At 65.0% G+C, this 16374-nt stretch carries 20 protein-coding genes; 11 read left to right on the forward strand and 9 right to left on the reverse strand.

All coding sequences use genetic code 11. The features are described from left to right. Positions 1 to 30: 30 nt before the first annotated feature. The gene (locus tag LWC34_RS50290; RefSeq protein WP_233733238.1) at positions 31 to 624 is read left to right on the forward strand and encodes a flavodoxin family protein; all 594 of its coding nucleotides are present in this window, start codon (positions 31 to 33) and stop codon (positions 622 to 624) included. Positions 625 to 776: 152 nt separating this feature from the next. On the opposite strand, the gene LWC34_RS50295 is transcribed toward LWC34_RS50290, so the two are convergent. From LWC34_RS50295 to LWC34_RS50310, 4 genes are read right to left on the reverse strand one after another with little or no spacing between them, the layout of a single operon-like run. Continuing rightward, complete coding sequence (locus LWC34_RS50295; protein ID WP_233733239.1) at positions 777 to 959, reverse strand: hypothetical protein; 183 nt, start codon at positions 957 to 959, stop codon at positions 777 to 779. Further along, positions 956 to 1285: a plasmid stabilization protein gene (locus LWC34_RS50300; RefSeq protein ID WP_233733240.1), complete on the reverse strand. Its 330-nt coding sequence runs from the start codon at positions 1283 to 1285 to the stop codon at positions 956 to 958. The genes LWC34_RS50295 and LWC34_RS50300 overlap by 4 nt, the downstream gene beginning before the upstream one ends. A 47-nt stretch (positions 1286 to 1332) precedes the next feature. Next, complete coding sequence (locus tag LWC34_RS50305) at positions 1333 to 1920, reverse strand: UdgX family uracil-DNA binding protein (protein WP_233733242.1); 588 nt, start codon at positions 1918 to 1920, stop codon at positions 1333 to 1335. A 10-nt stretch (positions 1921 to 1930) separates the two neighbouring features. Then, on the reverse strand, positions 1931 to 2359 hold the full coding sequence (locus LWC34_RS50310) for a DUF6640 family protein (protein WP_233733244.1): 429 nt from the start codon (positions 2357 to 2359) through the stop codon (positions 1931 to 1933). A 98-nt stretch (positions 2360 to 2457) separates the two neighbouring features. On the opposite strand from LWC34_RS50310, the gene LWC34_RS50315 reads away from it, so the two are divergent. Next, the gene (locus tag LWC34_RS50315; RefSeq protein ID WP_233733246.1) at positions 2458 to 3033 is read left to right on the forward strand and encodes a dihydrofolate reductase family protein; all 576 of its coding nucleotides are present in this window, start codon (positions 2458 to 2460) and stop codon (positions 3031 to 3033) included. A gap of 45 nt (positions 3034 to 3078) precedes the next feature. Here LWC34_RS50315 and LWC34_RS59235 read toward each other — a convergent pair whose 3' ends face one another. Next, the gene (locus tag LWC34_RS59235) at positions 3079 to 3189 is read right to left on the reverse strand and encodes a choice-of-anchor Q domain-containing protein (RefSeq protein WP_372496813.1); all 111 of its coding nucleotides are present in this window, start codon (positions 3187 to 3189) and stop codon (positions 3079 to 3081) included. 218 nt (positions 3190 to 3407) lie between these two features. After that, positions 3408 to 4451 (reverse strand): ferritin-like domain-containing protein, encoded by a 1044-nt coding sequence (locus LWC34_RS50325; protein WP_233733250.1) that lies wholly within the window; start codon positions 4449 to 4451, stop codon positions 3408 to 3410. A 360-nt stretch (positions 4452 to 4811) separates the two neighbouring features. Here LWC34_RS50325 and LWC34_RS50330 point away from each other — a divergent pair, with 360 nt between their 5' ends. Together LWC34_RS50330 and LWC34_RS50335 are read left to right on the forward strand one after the other, a co-directional pair. Then, complete coding sequence (locus tag LWC34_RS50330; protein WP_233733252.1) at positions 4812 to 5945, forward strand: FAD-dependent oxidoreductase; 1134 nt, start codon at positions 4812 to 4814, stop codon at positions 5943 to 5945. 9 nt (positions 5946 to 5954) lie between these two features. Next, a complete protein-coding gene (locus LWC34_RS50335; protein ID WP_233733254.1) occupies positions 5955 to 6659 on the forward strand; it encodes a TetR/AcrR family transcriptional regulator in 705 nt (234 codons plus the stop codon). Here LWC34_RS50335 and LWC34_RS50340 read toward each other — a convergent pair. The 3 genes from LWC34_RS50340 to LWC34_RS50350 are packed head-to-tail and all read right to left on the reverse strand — an operon-like array spanning position 6641 to position 9044. After that, entirely contained in the window at positions 6641 to 7075 is a 435-nt protein-coding gene (locus LWC34_RS50340; protein WP_372496837.1) for a MarR family winged helix-turn-helix transcriptional regulator, read from the reverse strand. The two genes, LWC34_RS50335 and LWC34_RS50340, sit on opposite strands and share 19 nt — an antisense overlap. A gap of 59 nt (positions 7076 to 7134) precedes the next feature. Next, a complete protein-coding gene (locus LWC34_RS50345) occupies positions 7135 to 8670 on the reverse strand; it encodes a multicopper oxidase family protein (RefSeq protein ID WP_233733257.1) in 1536 nt (511 codons plus the stop codon). Continuing rightward, on the reverse strand, positions 8667 to 9044 hold the full coding sequence (locus LWC34_RS50350) for a hypothetical protein (protein WP_233733258.1): 378 nt from the start codon (positions 9042 to 9044) through the stop codon (positions 8667 to 8669). Before LWC34_RS50350 ends, LWC34_RS50345 begins: the two co-directional genes overlap by 4 nt. A gap of 79 nt (positions 9045 to 9123) precedes the next feature. On the opposite strand from LWC34_RS50350, the gene LWC34_RS50355 reads away from it, so the two are divergent. From LWC34_RS50355 to LWC34_RS50385, 7 genes are all read left to right on the forward strand, one after another. Beyond that, entirely contained in the window at positions 9124 to 9996 is an 873-nt protein-coding gene (locus tag LWC34_RS50355) for a LysR substrate-binding domain-containing protein (protein WP_233733259.1), read from the forward strand. A gap of 102 nt (positions 9997 to 10098) precedes the next feature. After that, positions 10099 to 10506 carry a hypothetical protein gene (locus LWC34_RS50360; RefSeq protein ID WP_233733260.1) on the forward strand — a complete coding sequence of 136 codons (408 nt, stop codon included), beginning with the start codon at positions 10099 to 10101 and terminating at the stop codon, positions 10504 to 10506. Between the two features lie 80 nt (positions 10507 to 10586). Continuing rightward, positions 10587 to 12590, forward strand: a complete 2004-nt coding sequence (locus tag LWC34_RS50365; RefSeq protein ID WP_233733261.1) for a WD40 repeat domain-containing serine/threonine protein kinase — start codon at positions 10587 to 10589, stop codon at positions 12588 to 12590. 9 nt (positions 12591 to 12599) lie between these two features. Beyond that, a complete protein-coding gene (locus LWC34_RS50370; protein WP_233733262.1) occupies positions 12600 to 12911 on the forward strand; it encodes a YkvA family protein in 312 nt (103 codons plus the stop codon). A gap of 28 nt (positions 12912 to 12939) precedes the next feature. Next, entirely contained in the window at positions 12940 to 13383 is a 444-nt protein-coding gene (locus LWC34_RS50375) for a helix-turn-helix transcriptional regulator (RefSeq protein WP_233733263.1), read from the forward strand. Between the two features lie 10 nt (positions 13384 to 13393). After that, the gene (locus LWC34_RS50380; protein WP_233733264.1) at positions 13394 to 13804 is read left to right on the forward strand and encodes a VOC family protein; all 411 of its coding nucleotides are present in this window, start codon (positions 13394 to 13396) and stop codon (positions 13802 to 13804) included. Positions 13805 to 13852: 48 nt separating this feature from the next. Then, entirely contained in the window at positions 13853 to 16243 is a 2391-nt protein-coding gene (locus tag LWC34_RS50385) for an ATP-binding cassette domain-containing protein (RefSeq protein WP_233733265.1), read from the forward strand. The last annotated feature ends 131 nt before the right edge of the window (positions 16244 to 16374 follow it).

Genomic DNA, 16374 nt, shown 5'->3' on the forward strand with positions numbered 1-16374 from the left:
GGCCTTAAGTCGCCAACCTAGGAGGTATCCATGCGGGCTGTGGTGCTGAACTGCACACTCAAGCCGTCACCAGACCAATCCAACACGGAACTACTGGCCGAACCCGTCGCCGCGGGTCTCCGGGACAAAGGCGCGGCGACGGAGTCATTCCGGGTGGTGGACTACAACATTCTGCCGGGAGTGGAAACAGACCTCGGCGAAGGCGACCAATGGCCAGAACTGCACAAAGCGTTGCTGGCAGCGGAAATCCTCGTGATCGCCTCACCAACATGGCTCGGCAGGCCCTCATCGATAGCCCAGCGAGTGCTGGAACGAATGGACGCCATGATGTCGGAGACAGATGAGCAAGGAAAACCGGTGGCATACAACAAAGTCGCCGGAGTCGTGGTGACCGGGAACGAGGACGGCGCCCACCACGTGATCAGCGAAATCTCCGGGGCCCTGAACGACATCGGATACACAATCCCAGGCCAAGCATGGACATACTGGAACATGGGCCCAGGTCCCGGACCCAGCTACACGGACACCGACCATGGCCACGAGTGGTCACACAAGACGGCGGCGACCATGGCGGACAACCTGTTCGCGGTGGCTTCAGCCTTGCAAGCCAATCCAATCAGCTGAATCCAGGTGAGGCCTCGGGGCCAGCTGAGCCTCGGGGCCGGGGCCAGCGCCGGGGGCTACCAGGGGCCGCCATTTCGATGCCGAGCCGACCTGACGGGCCAATGGACCACCTGATCATCAGCCAGTGTGGGCCTTCCAACCCCATCCTTGCCTTAGTCGGGCCTCAGTTGTTGCTTCATGTCCATGCCACCTTGCCCCTCGGGGACCGATTCGTCGGCAGCCTTCTCCGGCGAATCCTCGTCCGCGAAGGTCGGCTTCGTATGCTCGCCCGCGAAGTCCGCGTCCTCTTCCATGCTTTCCGCGGTGTCCTTGTCGATCTCCGGTCGTCGGCTCATCGGCCGAGGGCCTTCTGCAGCTCCGACTTGTTCATGCTCGACCGGCCCTTGATGTTCTTCTTCTTGGCCTCGTTGTACAGCTGTTCCTTCGTTGGGCCCTTTGGGCCTTTGCGGCCGGAACGCTGGCCGCCGCGGCTTTGCGGCGACTTGTCGTTGGTCGACGACTTGCTCGCGGTGCGGGATTCGCCGGACTGCGCGCGGTTCTTGTTCACGATCCGCGCGGCGAGTTCTTCCGCCCTGCTCTCGCTCGCGCCGCTGCTCTTGGCCGAGGACTTGATGTGCTTGTACTGGCGTTCCCGCTTCTTGCTCCACGCTTTCTGAGGCATGACGTTCCTCCCTTGAAAGGCTGGTCACCCGGAGATATACCCCGTGGTCACGGCGTTATGCCTAGCGCGCTCACGGTGCTGAGGTCCTTGACGAACTCGCGGTACGCCTCCTCGCGGTTGTCGGCCCGGAGCACGGCGGACGGGTGGACGGTCGCCGTCACCTTGGCTGTGGAATCCGGCAGATCCATGATCTCGCCACGGTGCTGCGTCACCTTGAACGACGAACCCAACAGCGACTTGGCCGCCACCGAACCCAGGCAGACCACGAGCTCCGGTTTGACCGCGGCCAGCTCGCCGAGCAGCCACGGCTGGCAGGCGACCACTTCGGTCCGGTTCGGCGTCTGGTGGATACGGCGTTTGCCGCGTTCGGTGAACTTGAAGTGCTTCACGGCATTGGTCAGATACAGCGCGGAACGGTCGATTCCCGCGTCCGCAAGTGCCCGGTCAAGCAGGCGGCCCGCCGGGCCGACGAACACCTTGCCCGCCTTGTCCTCCTGGTCGCCGGGGGTTTCGCCGATCATCATCACGCGGGCACGCGCCGGACCTTCGCCGAAGACGGTCTGGGTCGCGTCCTTGTACAGGTCGCAGTTGTGGCACTCGCCAGCCTCGCTCCGCAGCTTCGACAGGCTCTTCATACCCCAATGGTTACCCAGCTGACGGCTTGCGGACGCACATCCAGTACCCGGCCAAGGTCAGCACGATGAACACCACCGCCATGAACAGGTTCATCGGGATCCCAGCCAGCCGCGCGGACTCGCCCGGATACTCCTCGTAGCTCGTCCCCGGCACGAACAGTGGCACGAAGAACGCGCCCCACACCACCACCGGCACGGCCGCGGCCACCTGGAAGAAGGAGCGTCGCCACAGCAGCCACAGGCCGACGAGCGCCATCCCGATTCCCACTGCGAGCAGCTCGACCGTGTGGAACCGGGCGTGCGGTGGCCACGCCGGGTTGAACACGTGACTCTCGTTGAAGTCGATGACTGTGGGGCCAAGCATGGTCGCGACCAGCGTGACTGTGAGGATGATCTTGCCAGCGCGCAGCATGCCGCTGACCTTAGCGTTCGTGATCATTCGAGGGCTGGCGAAAATTTGTTCGCGGCAGGCGTCGACATCGGCCACGTCCGTTCGACGCAGTGATGACAGCAGGTCAGAACAACCGAGGAGCACCCATGCGTACCCTGATCACCACCGCCTTCGTCTCGCTCGACGGCGTCATCGAGGGGCCCGGCGGCGAGCCGGAGTACCGCAACACGGGCTGGACCTTCAAGGACATCGAGTTCGACGAGGCCGCGTACGAGCTCAAGGGCCGTGAGCAGGACGAAGCTGCCGCGATGATGCTCGGCCGCGTCAGCTACCAGGCGTTCTCGCCGGTGTGGCCGGGGATGACCGAGGACTTCGCGGGGTACAACGCGATGCCGAAGTACGTCGTGTCCAGCACGCTGCAGGAGCAGGACCTGGTCACCAACTGGGGCGAGATCACGATCCTGCGCACGCTTGACGACGTCGCCGCGCTCAAGCAGACCGACGGCGGGCCGATCATCGTGCACGGCAGCGCCAACCTGAACCGGAACCTGTCCGACGCCGGCCTGATCGACCGCTACCACCTGCTGCTGTTCCCGGTGCTGCTCGGCGCGGGCAAGCGGCTGTTCAGCGACGCCGACAAGGACAAGCAGAACCTCAAGCTCGTCGAGAGCGAGTCCTACCGCAACGGCATCCAGAAGCTGGTTTACGACGTCGTCCGTTGATCGGCCCTGGCCGGGGTCGCCCTTGGCGGGCGACCCCGGCGGTGCTTACCGTTCGTAGGCGCCGATGTCGTGGTTAGCGCCTGCGGGCCGCGGGTTGTTGTCGAGGTCGAATGCCGGGGCGGAATCGGTGCACGGTGTCGCCAGGCTGCGCCACATCGGCCGCCGCCTGCACGGTTGTGTACTGGCCACCAGGCCCGACAGTCAGTATTCGGTCTAGCGCGGTGGCCGAGGCCGTTGCTGTCGTCAGCAGGCTCGCGGCCAACGCGGCCACGGTCCCCAACGCGATTCCGTTCAGTCCCACGTGAACCTCCCCGGTCAGTTGAATGCCGAGGAGAGCTTGTCCTGGTTCGGTGGGGACCTCTCCCCGCGGCTGGCTAACGTCGTTCAACCGGCACATATTCGAAAGTTGGGCCAGCAGTCGATTCTTCGTCGTCATTCGGCATCTGCATGAGGGCGATCGCCTGCGCCTTCAGCGCATACATCGTGCCGATGGAAGCGCCCAACTGAGCCGGGTTGCCGTTGAACGCCTGCTGGAGCTGGCTGAGCAGCTCGCAGTACTGGACGTTGAATTTCTCCTGTGCCACACGGATTTCGCTGCCTTTGGGGTAGTCGGCCGTGCGTGGATTGGGCTTCATCGGCAGGATCCCGTCAGGGTCGACGGTGATCTTCTCGCCGCTCGGCCCGGACTGCGGCGTGTCACCGGTTTGGTACCGGCGCCCGACCTGGAGTTCTTTGAACCGGTAGAAATGCGCGACCTCGTCACGGTCGGGGTGGAAGACGTCGCGGTCGCCGTCCCACACCTCCGTACGTGCGGCCCCTTCGCCTTGCTCGACGATCTCGGCGAGCGCAGCCATCGCGGACTTCAGATCATGGACGGGAATGACCTGACCGCCGCCCGTGCGGATGTGCATCTCGCCGATCTGCCGTGCCGGATCGCCGCAGAAGACAGCCTCCTCCCCGAGTTCCTCGCACAACTTTCGAAACCCGGCCTCAATAGCGACGTAGAACTGCCCGATTGTCCGATACTCGTCCGACTGGGGCGGCGCGTCCACCGACGCGGGCTGTTCGATCTTCAGGAACAACTCGATAGCCGCCGGTCCGAACGGGTTCAAGTGGACCAGCACGGACTTGTCGCTGTGCGGAAGCGGATGTGGATAGGGCCGCAACAGGTCTGGCGTGTCGACCTTCGGCTCGCCGCCAACGGCGTTCAGGAGGTTCGCGGCCAGCGCCAGATGCAGCATCTCCTCGGTCAGGACGCTGTTGACGACGTGTGCGGCCTCGACGTTCCTGGTCGGATCCAGTGAGTAGAGGGCACACATGTACGGCGGGATAGTCGTGTGCTCAAGCTCGATCGCCCACTGCAGGTGGCGGCGGAGATCGACCAACGTGTCGATGGCATGAGCGCCACTGGTGCCCATTGTGGAACCTCGTCTCGGTGATTGAGCCAGTTCGGTGTCGGGAAGTAGGACAAGGTGGGGCAACGCCTTGTGACACGTCGTCACAACGGTGATCGCTCTCCGGTCATGGTTGGTGGTCCGGCCGAGTCACGAGTTAAGAGCGGGAGTACCGGGTTTCAGGCGGCCTGAACGGTATGCGTCAAGCAGAGCGTGGCTGGTCCCACCCGCCGCCGGACCTCGATGGCGGCGCCTGTCGAGAAGCAAGCGGCCGATGGGGCGTGACTGGACTCTGGCTCGTGTGGCGCGCACCTCACGAACTTGTTCGTAACGAACATGTTCGTTATGGTCGATGATGACCCCCAAGAACGAAGGAGAACCGCTATGACCAACCACTATCCAATCGCGATCATCGGTGCGGGCCTTGGCGGCCTCACCTTGGCCCGCGTTCTGCACGTCAACGGCATCGACGCGGCCGTATTCGAGACGGAGCCGTCAGCCGAGGCTCGTACCCAGGGCGGCATGCTGGACATCCACGCCGATTCCGGCCAGGTCGCCCTGCACGCTGCCAACCTTCACGCTGACTTCCGTGGGCTCATCCATGCAGGTGGGCAAGCGATGCGGATCGTGGACCCGCAGGGTGTGACGCACTTTTCCGAGCGGGACGACGGCACCGGTGACCGGCCTGAAGTCGACCGGGGGCAGTTGCGTGACCTGTTGTTGAACTCGTTGCCGGACACCACCGTTCATTGGGGCCGGAAGGTCACGGATGTGCGGGCGTTGGGAAATGGGCGCCACGAGGTGACCTTCGCAGACGGCGTCGTGATCACGACGGATTTGCTGGTGGGTGCGGATGGCGCGTGGTCGCGAGTACGGCCGCTGGTTTCATCCGCTGTGCCCGAGTACACCGGCATTTCCTTTGTGGAGACGGATTTGCTGGACGCTGCCGCTCGGCATCCGGTGTGTGCGGACATGGTTGGCTCGGGTTCGTTCATAAGTCTGGGTGATAACAAGGGCTTGCTTGTGCACTGTGAGAGCGACGGCAGCCTGCATGTCTATACCGCGCTCAAGGTTGACGAGAGCTGGCTGGACGGCATCGACTTCGCCGATGCGCCCGCCGCGAAACATGTTGTCCTCGAACAATTCGAGGGTTGGCACGACACACTTCGTGCGTTGATCGCCGATGGCGATGTCGTGCCGCGCCGGATTCATGCGCTGCCGGTTGGGCACCGATGGGATCGGGTGCCTGGTGTCACCTTGGTGGGTGACGCCGCGCATCTGATGTCGCCGTTCGCGGGGGAGGGGGCGAATCTCGCGATGCTCGACGGTGCCGAGCTCGGTCTTGCCATCGTCAACCACTTGGGGGACACCGAGGCGGCGCTGGATGTCTACGAGCGGGCACTGTTCCCGCGCAGTGCATCCTCGGCTGCTGAGTCCGCGGGCAATCTCACCATGATGTTCGGCGACGATGGCCTTGACGATCTGCTCGATCAGTTCCGGCACCGGTCGCTCGTTTAGTGTGACGCCATGCCACCCCGGTCGAGAAATCCGATCAGCCGACGCGAACGGCCAGCCAAACCTGCGCTGACCCGCGCGGGAATCGTGGCGACGGCTGTCGAGATCCTGCGCGCCGAGGGGCTGGCGAAGGTGACCATGCGGCGGTTGGCGCAGGAATTGGACACCGGCCCGGCCTCGCTTTACGTCTACGTGGCCAACACCGATGAGCTGCACGCCGCGATCCTCGACGACTTGCTCGGCGAGGTGGATTTGGAGACGGCCGCTCGCGGCGACGACTGGCGCGAGCGGCTGGTTGGGGTGCTCAGCTCGTACACCTTGGTGCTGTTCACGCACCCGGAACTGGCCCGCGCGGCCTTGGTTGCGCGGCCTAGCGGGGAGAACTACCTGCGGTTGCTGGAGCGATTGCTCGCTCTGCTGGATGAGGGTGGCGTGCCAGCGGCCCAGGCCGCGTGGGGTGTGGACATTCTGTTGCAGTCGGCCACCGCGACTGCCGCTGAGGCGTCAACCCGTGCACAGTCGCAGGCGCGTGCTCAGCAGCAATGGGACGCGATGACGCGTGCACTGCACGAAGTGGACGGACAGGCCTATCCGCAGGTGCACGCTTTGGCGGACCAGTTGCTCAGCGGTACGCCGCAAGAGCGGCTGTCTTGGAACTTTCGAATGTTGATCAATGGCATCGCCAGCACGCCGGTGCCTCAGCCGTTGCCTTCGTAGGCCTCGATCGTTCGTACGAACATCGCCCGGTCCTTCGGGGAGAGCGGCTCGAATGCCTTCTGCCACGCCACCGCGCCGTTCGCGAGCCAGTTGTTGATCGCCGTACGGGTCTCGGGGTCGTCAGTGATCGCGACGATCGTGCGGCGCCGGTCGGCCGGGTCAGTCCGGCGGTCGATGGCGCCGTGTTTGCTCAGATCGCTGACCATCAGGCTGACGGTCGTCGGCGCGACCTCAAGGCGCGCGGCGAGCTGGTTGACTGTCATCGGGCCGTCGAACATGAGGTAGGACAGCATCGACAGGTGCCGGGGCGCCAGGTTCATCGACTGCAGCTGTTCCGGGATCTTCGTACGCTTGAGCCGCGCCGTGACTCTGGGCATGAGCAGCAGCATCGCCCTGATGGCCTCGTCGACGCTCATGCCCTCGGTTGACAACCCGCTTACTCCCTCATTGGTCGGCCCACCACCGTACCCGCTCGTCAGGTCACTTCGAAGTTCGCCATCATCGCCATGTCCTCGTGCTCGGCGTTGTGGCAGTGGAACACGAACCGGCCGCGATAGTCGTCGAACCGCGCGATGACCTCGACCGCCTCGCCAGGGCTCAAGTCGACGGTGTCCTTGATCCCGCCGTCGAACTGCCCTGGTGGCAGCGTGCCCCGCGACAGGATCTGGAAACCGACCAGGTGCATGTGCACGGGATGGTGGACATCGGCGACGAAGCGCCAGATCTCCGTATCGCCGAGCTTCGGCCGGGCTTCCATCCGGTCGGGCGAGAACGGCTCGCCACCGATGACCCATCCCCGGCGGCCGTGGAAATGACCAGCGCGGAAGGAGAACTCGCGGATCGCCGAGGCGTGCTCACGGGTGAGCGGCTCGATCTCACTGAGCTTCGCCGGGATTCGAAAGTCGTCCGATCCACGGCGGGCCACGACGAACCGCATAACCTGTGCGGTCGACCCAGTGCCGAGGCGGTTGACAAGGGTGACCTGGGTGCCGACCGGATACTGTCCAAAGTCGACGATCACGTCGTACCGTTCCGCTGGCGCGATGGGAAGGTGATCGTGGCTGCGCGGCGTGTCCAACAAGCCTTGGTCGCTGCCGATCTGCACGAACTGTCCGCCTGGTTCCAGCGCCAGGTCGTAGCGGCGCGCATTGGATCCGTTCAGGAACCTGAGACGGTACTTGGTTGCCGAGACCTCGTGAACCGGCCAAGGCGCGCCGTTGACCAGAACGACGTCGCCGAACACACCCTCGACGTACGCGTCCTCCACGCCTGGTACAGAGCGCAGAGTCCGGTCGATGGACGGGTACATGAGGGCGCCGTCCTCATCGAACGCGCGGTCGGCGATCATCAGCGGCAACTCGCGGTCGCCCGACGGCAGGCCCAGCGCGTCTTCCTCCGCGTCACGGACGAGATGGAACCCGGCAAGGCCTCGATAGACGGCAGGACCGGTGAAATCCATCCGGTGATCGTGGTACCAGAGCGTCGCCGCGCGCTGGCGCATCGGAAAGACGTAATCACGGGCGCCTTGGGTGATCCGGGCGCGGGCGTCGTGCATCGTGTGTCCACTGTGGTCCCAGCCGGACACCGGCAGCACAAGGTCTGTCGGGTAACCGTCGTCGTCGGCTGGTGTGTGACCGCCGTGCAAGTGGACGACTGTCGGGACCGGAAGTTCGTTGCGGTGGTGGACAATCGTTGTCCGGTCCCGCCGTGACTCGATCGTCGGTCCGGGGAATATGCCTTCGTATCCCCAAATCGGGGTGTGGACGCCAGGGATGATCTCGGCCGTGGCCGGTCGTTGGGTGATCGTGTATCGATCGGCTTCATCGGTCCTCAGTGGACTGAGCACGCGTGGGATCGGCAGCGGCACCGTGAACGGCTCGGGCAGGGGAATCTTGCTGCGCAGCAGTTCCCCGGTGGCCTCGGTTCGGAGCAGTCTCGGTCCGGCGAGCCCTGCCGTGAGCAAGATGCCACCGGCCAAGCTCAGGAATGTCCGTCGGGGAAGACCGTTCACGGGGCCACCCGCCAGATGCCGATGGTCGTCAGCGCCATGCCGGTGACGAGCGCGACGCCGAGAGGTATGTGCAGGTCAGGCGCGCCCGCGACGCCCGCGAAGTACTGCGCGGTCTCACCGAGGAGGATGAGCACGCTCGCCACGAAGACCCACCGAGGCCCGCGGGACAGCCACAGCACAAGCGCGGCTACGACCTGTGCGACGCTCAGGAACGACACGGTGTCGGCGCCCCATCGGTGCAGCCAGAGCATGTCGTAGTCGCCGCCGAGGTAGCCACCCGCGAAGATCGGCTGGCCGATGATCGCGACTAGGTGAGCACTGACGAGTATTCGAGTCACCAGCAGTGTCCTGGGTGCTGGCACGGTTTCAGTCACGTAGCCGAACGTATGAGCGGACGGCTTATGCTGTCCAAGACAAGATTCGTTATCTGTTCATAACAGGTGAGGCATCAGCGTGGATCTCCTGGCACTCCGGTACTTCCAGGCCGTTGCCCGGCTTGAACACGTCGGCCGGGCCGCCGACCAGCTACGAGTCGCCCAGCCGTCGCTCAGTCGGACCCTGGCCAGGTTGGAGAGCGACCTTGGGGTGCCTCTGTTCGACCGGCGCGGGCGCCGGATCCGGCTCAACCGGTTCGGGGCGGCTTTTCTGCGCCGAGTCGACCGTGTGCTGGCCGAACTCGACGATGCCCGGCAGGAGCTCGTGGACGCCGTCGGGCTTTCGGGTGGCACGGTCACGTTGGCTGCTGAGACGCTGATCCCTCTCGTCGAGCCACTCCGGTCTTTCGTCGCCGATCATCCTTTGGTGGACGTGCGGCTGGTGCAGTCGTCGGCCGCGATGATGGCTCAGCAACTGCGGGCCGGGGATGTCGATCTGTGCGTTGCCTCGCAACCGTTGCCAGGGCAGGGGATTGAGAGTCAGGTTTTGCTGGATGAGCCTGTGTTGCTGTGTGTCCCCGTTGGGCATCGGCTTGCCGGGCGGTCGCGGGTTGGTGTGGCCGAGCTCGCTGGGGAGCCGTTTCTCACCACCCGGCCTGGGTTTTGGCAGCGGGCGCTCGTCGAACGGCTTTTCGCCACGGCTGGGGTCGAGCTTTCCGTTGTTTGTGAAGGGGATGAGCCCAGTGTCCTTTTTGAACTCATCGGCGCTGGGCTCGGAATCGGGCTGGTTCCTTCCGTCGGCCGGTTGACGTCGGCTGCGACTCCGGTTTCGTGGGTGGAGGTCGACGATCCGGACTGCCGCCGGGTACTCAGTGTTGCGTGGCGGGAGGACGGATACCTGTCTGTGGCAGCCTTGCGGTTCCGGGATCACGTTGCCAGGCACTTCGAGTGATGTACTGCGTGCGCGGCAGGGTTCGGGTACGTCCAACGCGGGATGTCGGTGTCGCGTCGTTGCCTTAGCGTGGGGGCGTGATGCCCGTTGCCACGTTTGCTGATGTTGGCCGGGCTGACACCATGGGGCTACACCAGGTTCTGGTGGGTCACCGTGAAAATCGTCCTGGCGCTCGGTTGTGCGCTAGGCGGGAGAGCGACGTTCGGCCGCTGGCTGGCGACTGCGGCGCGCCAGCCGATTCCCAGCGACGCGTTGATATGGGGCGCTGTTCTCATGATCGCCGCGATCGCGTTCATGGCCTGGGTCGCCCGCGCCAAGCCGTGGGGCCAGATCGGCCACAACCGCCAACCCGTACAACCATGGGACCATCCGGCGTTGTGGGTGATCGTCCTGGGCGCGCCCGTCGCGGACTACGTGACCGACCTGCCACCGCAGGCGATCCCCGCAGCACTCGTGCTCGGCCACCACGCACTCCTGACGCGCCGCCCGGCGGATGGCGTGTCCGGTTAGGACCGTCAAGGCTGCGCGATGGGGCAGACAATGGGGAGATCGGCCGGATGGGCGGCCAACTGGACCTAAGCTGCGCCCCCGTGACCGATGGAACGGGAATGCTGGTCGCCCAAAGGTACCGTCTGGTGCGGGTGATCGGGGCAGGCGGAATGGGCCGAGTCTGGCTGGGGCACGACGAACTCATCGGCCGCGAAGTGGCGATCAAGGAGCTGCTGCTGCCGCCAGGGCTCGACGATGCCCAGCGGACGATGCTCTGCGAGCGCGCGATGCGGGAGGCGCGGGCGGCAGGCCGGCTCAACCACCCTGGCATCGTCACGGTGCACGATGTCGTGCAGCACAACGGCTCTCCGATGATCGTGATGGAGTTCGTGCGCGGTGGGTCGCTTTCGGACGCTGTCCGGGCGCAGGGGCCGCTGCCCGTCGAGCAGGTGGCGTACATCGGTCTTGCGATGCTCGACGCGCTGCGCGTGGCCCATCGTGCCGGGATCGTGCATCGGGATCTCAAGCCTGCCAACGTTTTGCTCACCGAGGACCGGGTCGTGATCACCGATTTCGGGATCGCTCGGTTGATGGGTGACGTTCAGCTCACCACGTCCGGCACGATCGTGGGCACGCCCGCGTACATGGCTCCAGAGCAGGGGACCGGCGCGCCCGTGACGCCCGCGTCCGACTTCTGGTCGTTGGGCGCGACGCTTTACGCCGCACTGGAAGGCCGTCCGCCCTACGACGGCCCCGATTTCATGGCGACGCTTTCGGCTTTGCTCACCAGGGATCCACTTCCGCCGACGCGCGCTGGACGCCTTACCGGACTGCTCAACGCGTTGCTGCGTAAGGATCCCAACGAGCGCGCGACCGCGGAACAGGTCGCGACCATGTTGGCCGGTGGCGACAGCGGCATGGTGACCGAGCGGATTCACGCCCCGGGGATCCCACCGGCCAAGCGTGGCACGAGCAGGCGCACGATGTTGCTCGCCGGAGGTGCCGCGCTGGTGGCGATCGGCGCGTCGGCGGCGTGGATCCTCAGTGGCAAGGAAGGGGAGGACAAAACTCCCAGCAACACTGCCAATTCCACGGGTCTCGGCGGGGAAGAGAGCCCAGCAAGGACGACCGACACCCAGGCCAAGACAAGTGCTGCGGGCCAGCCGGAAAAACCGGCCGAGATCACCGACCACATCCAGCTGACCGGGCACGAAGACGACGTGACCTCGGTGGCCTTCAGCCCGGACGGCAAGCTGCTCGCCAGCGGCGACGACGGTCTGCCCGACGCTCCGACGGCCCGGTTGTGGGACGCGGCGACCGGACAGCAGGTGGCGACCCTCGTCGGCCCGGCTGGGCCTGGCGGCGGTTCGGTGCGTGCCGTTGCGTTCAGTCCCGACGGCAAGCTGCTGGCCTTGGGCGGTAACCACCTGAACGAAAGCACGAGGTTGTGGAACGTCGCGGACCGTCAGCTCATCGGTCCGCTGCCGGAAAGCCGTTCGATCATGCGGCACCTGTCGTTCAGTCCGGACGGCAAGGTGGTGGCCGGGGTGACGCACGGCGGCTCGGTGAAGCTTTGGGACGTCGCCACCAGGCAGGTCAAAATCGGGCTGCCCGCCGAGGGCGGCGACCGTAACATCGTCTTCAGCCCGGACGGCTCCATGCTCGCCTACTGCGGCTCAGGCAAGGAAGAGGTCCGGATCGTCGACCCCGCGACCGGCCGGACCATCCGTAGCATCGACGACGCGACCGGCAGCGACATCTCGTTCTCGCCGGACGGGAAGCACCTCGCGGTCCCCGACGCCGACGGGACCAACAGCCTGCGGGTCTACGACGTGTCCACTGGTGAGAGCGTTGCTTTCTACGACCGCAACGACGACATCACGCTCGCTTCGGTCGCCTACAGCCCGGACGGCAAGACCATCGCCGCGTGGGGCCATGGCAACACCATCCAGTTGTGGGATGTGGCAACCAGACGAATCCGCGCGGTTCTCATCGGCTCGGCGGGAAGTGTGAATACAGTGGTGTGGGACGCCGCTGGAACACGGATCGCCAGCGGCGCCGACGACAAGATCATCAGGATCTGGAAGCTGTCGCCGTCGAAGTGAGGACTGCCGATGCCGGACGCAGGCTGGGATGTCCTGTCCGCCCTTGGTGTCGTGGCGCTCGTGGTGGTCATCGTCAGTGCCCTCGTGGTGCTCGGCCTCGCGATCGCCATGATCCGGCGGCACCGGAAGGTGCATCAGCCTGACGTGCCGGTGTCGGCCAAGATCTCGTACTACGGCTCGATCATCTACGCGCTGTCACCGATTGATGCCCTGCCGGACCCGGTCTTGATCGACGACATCGGCGTTCTCGCGGCCGCGGTGCTTTATGTGGGACGTGTGCTGAAGAAAGTCACCCGCAAGCGCGATCAGATTTCGCGGTGAGCACATCGCATATGGCACGATCGCGGACGTGACCAGCCGACCGACCGACGAGCAGCGCAAGAGCGACCTCGTACGGCTGCGTCGTGTACGTGACCAGATCGACCGGGAGTACGCGCAACCGCTGAACGTCGAGGCCTTGGCACACGCGGTGAACATGTCAGCCGGTCATCTCAGCCGTCAGTTCCGGGCCGCATACGGTGAGTCGCCGTACAGCTACCTCATGACTCGACGCATCGAGCGCGCGATGGCACTGCTGCGTCGTGGCGACCTCAGCGTCACCGAGGTCTGCTTCGAGGTGGGCTGCTCGTCGCTGGGCACGTTCAGCACGCGGTTCACCGAGCTGGTCGGCGTGCCACCGAGCACCTATCGCGCCCAGGAGGGTCGCACGACCGCGGGCATACCGTCCTGCGTGGCCAAATACGTGACCAGACCGATCAGGAATAAAGAAGCATCGGTCGCCAGCCGCACCTAGTGTGACCTCCATGGACATCTCAATTCACGCGAGTTTCCTGCCGCATGACGATCCAGACGCCGCGCTGGCGTTCTACCGGGACGCGCTCGGTTTCGAGGTCCGTAACGACGTCGGGTACAACGGCCTGCGCTGGATCACGGTCGGTCCGCCAGGACAGCCGGACATCAACATCGTGCTGCACCCGCCGGGCGTCGACCCTGGCATCACCGACGATGAACGCCGCGTCATCACCGAGATGATGGCCAAGGGCACTTATGGCGGCATCGTACTGGCCACCAAGGACGTCGATGGCACCTTCGCGCAGCTGCAGGCCAGCGACGCCGAGGTGATCCAGGAGCCGATCGACCAGCCGTACGGTGTTCGCGACTGCGCGTTCCGTGACCCCGCGGGCAACATGATCCGGTTGCAAGAAATTCGCTGATCGAGCCCGAGCGAGGCGGTCCCCGCCCGAGTAGATGGAGACAATGAGTTGAGCAAGGCCCGCAGGACCGCCACGCCGTCGTCCACCCCGCACGTCGCGGACACCCACGAGTTGATCAGCGTGCACGGCGCGCGCGAGAACAACCTCAAGGATGTCAGCATCGACATCCCGAAACGCAGACTCACGGTGTTCACCGGTGTGTCGGGGTCGGGCAAGAGCTCGCTGGTCTTCGACACGATCGCGGCCGAGTCACAGCGGCTGATCAACGAGACCTACAGCGCCTTCATCCAGGGCTTCATGCCGACGCAGGCGCGGCCGGACGTCGACGTGCTCGACGGGCTGACCACCGCGATCATCGTCGACCAGCAGCGGATGGGCTCAGACCCACGCTCGACGGTCGGCACGGTCACCGACACCAACGCGATGCTGCGCATCCTGTTCAGCAGGCTTGGCAAGCCGCACATCGGTTCGCCCAAGGCGTACTCGTTCAACGTCGCCTCGATCAGCGGCGCGGGCGCGGTCACCATCGAACGCGGCGGGGAGACCGTGAAGGAGCGGCGTTCCTTCAGCATCACCGGCGGCATGTGCACGCGTTGCGAAGGCCGCGGCACGGTGAATGACATCGACCTCACGCAGCTCTACGACGACTCGAAGTCCTTGGTGGAGGGCGCGATCACGATCCCAGGCTGGAAGCTGGACAGCCCGTGGACCGTGAAGATGTACGTGCAGTCGGGGTTTGTCGACCCGACCAAGCCGATTCGCAAGTACACCAAGAAGGAGCTGCGCGACTTCCTGTACGGGGAGCCGACCAAGGTCAAGGTCGACGGCGTGAACCTGACCTACGAGGGCATCATCCCGAAAATCAAGAAGTCCTTCCTGTCCAAGGACAAGGAAGCGATGCAGCCGCACATCCGGGCCTTTGTGGACCGTGCGGTCACGTTCACCGTCTGCCCGGACTGCGACGGCACCCGGTTGAACGAGCTGGCGCGCTCGTCGAAGATCAAGCGAATCAGCATCGCTGACGCCTGTGCGATGCAGATCAGCGACCTCGCCGACTGGGTCCGCGGCCTGAAGGAGCCGTCGGTGGCACCGTTGCTGAAGGCCTTGCGGCACACGCTGGATTCGTTTGTCGAGATTGGACTTGGCTACCTCAGCCTCGACCGGTCGACGGGCACGCTTTCCGGTGGGGAGGCCCAGCGTACCAAGATGATCCGACACCTGGGATCGTCCCTTACGGACATTACCTACGTTTTCGACGAGCCGACCTCGGGGCTGCACCCGCACGATATCCAGCGGATGAACGACACGTTGATGCGCCTGCGGGACAAGGGAAACACGGTGCTGGTGGTCGAGCACAAGCCTGAGGTGATCGCGGTCGCCGACCATGTTGTCGACCTTGGCCCGCGGGCAGGTGCCGAGGGCGGCGAGGTGATGTTCGAGGGCACTATCGATGGCCTTCGTGCCAGCGGGACCATTACCGGCCGCCACCTTGACGACCGTGCGGCGCTGAAGGAATCGGTGCGCACAGCGTCGGAAGTCTTGGAGGTGCGTGGCGCTGACACACACAACCTGCAGGATGTTGACGTCGACATCCCGCTGGGTGTGCTGTGTGTTGTGACTGGCGTCGCCGGTTCTGGCAAGAGCTCGCTGATCCACGGCTCGGTGTCCAATCTGGACGGCGTGGTCGCGATCGACCAGACCCCGATCAAGGGTTCCCGCCGGAGCAACCCGGCGACGTACACAGGATTGCTGGAGCCGATCCGCAAGGCTTTCGCCAAGGCCAACAACGTGAAACCGGCGCTGTTCAGCGCGAACTCGGAAGGCGCGTGCCCCAACTGCAACGGCGCCGGCGTGATCTACACGGAGCTGGCGATCATGGCAAGCGTCGCCACGACCTGTGATGAGTGCGAGGGCAAGCGTTTCCAGGCATCGGTGCTGGAATACAAGTTCGGGGGGAAGGACATCAGCGAAGTGCTCGCGATGTCCGTGACCGAAGCGGAGAAATTCTTCGGCGCGGGGGACGCGCGGACGCCTGCCGCGCACGCGATCCTGGACCGTCTTGCTGATGTGGGGCTCGGTTACATCAGCCTCGGTCAGCCGTTGACCACGCTGTCCGGTGGTGAACGGCAGAGGTTGAAGCTGGCGACGCACATGGCGGAGAAAGGCGGCATTTACGTCCTCGACGAGCCGACTACCGGCCTGCACCTCGCGGACGTCGAACACCTGCTCGGCCTGCTGGATCGCCTGGTCGAATCGGGTAAGTCGGTGATCGTGATCGAGCATCATCAAGCGGTGATGGCCCATGCGGACTGGATCATCGACCTTGGCCCGGGCGCCGGTCACGACGGCGGCAAGATTGTCTTCGAGGGGACACCGGCCGAGCTTGTGGCCGACCGGTCGACTTTGACCGGCGAGCACCTCGCTGACTACGTCGGATGATCGGGATCCTTCAGCCGGGGCAGATGGGGGCGGCGGTTGCTGGGCTTCTCGTTGCCCGTGGCTTTGAGGTGGGCTGGGTTTCCGCTGGTCGAGGGGCCGAGACGCGTCGGCGGGCGGAGTCGGCTGGCTTG

It is taken from the genome of Kibdelosporangium philippinense (assembly GCF_021390435.2).
Taxonomy (GTDB): Bacteria; Actinomycetota; Actinomycetes; order Mycobacteriales; family Pseudonocardiaceae; genus Kibdelosporangium; species Kibdelosporangium philippinense.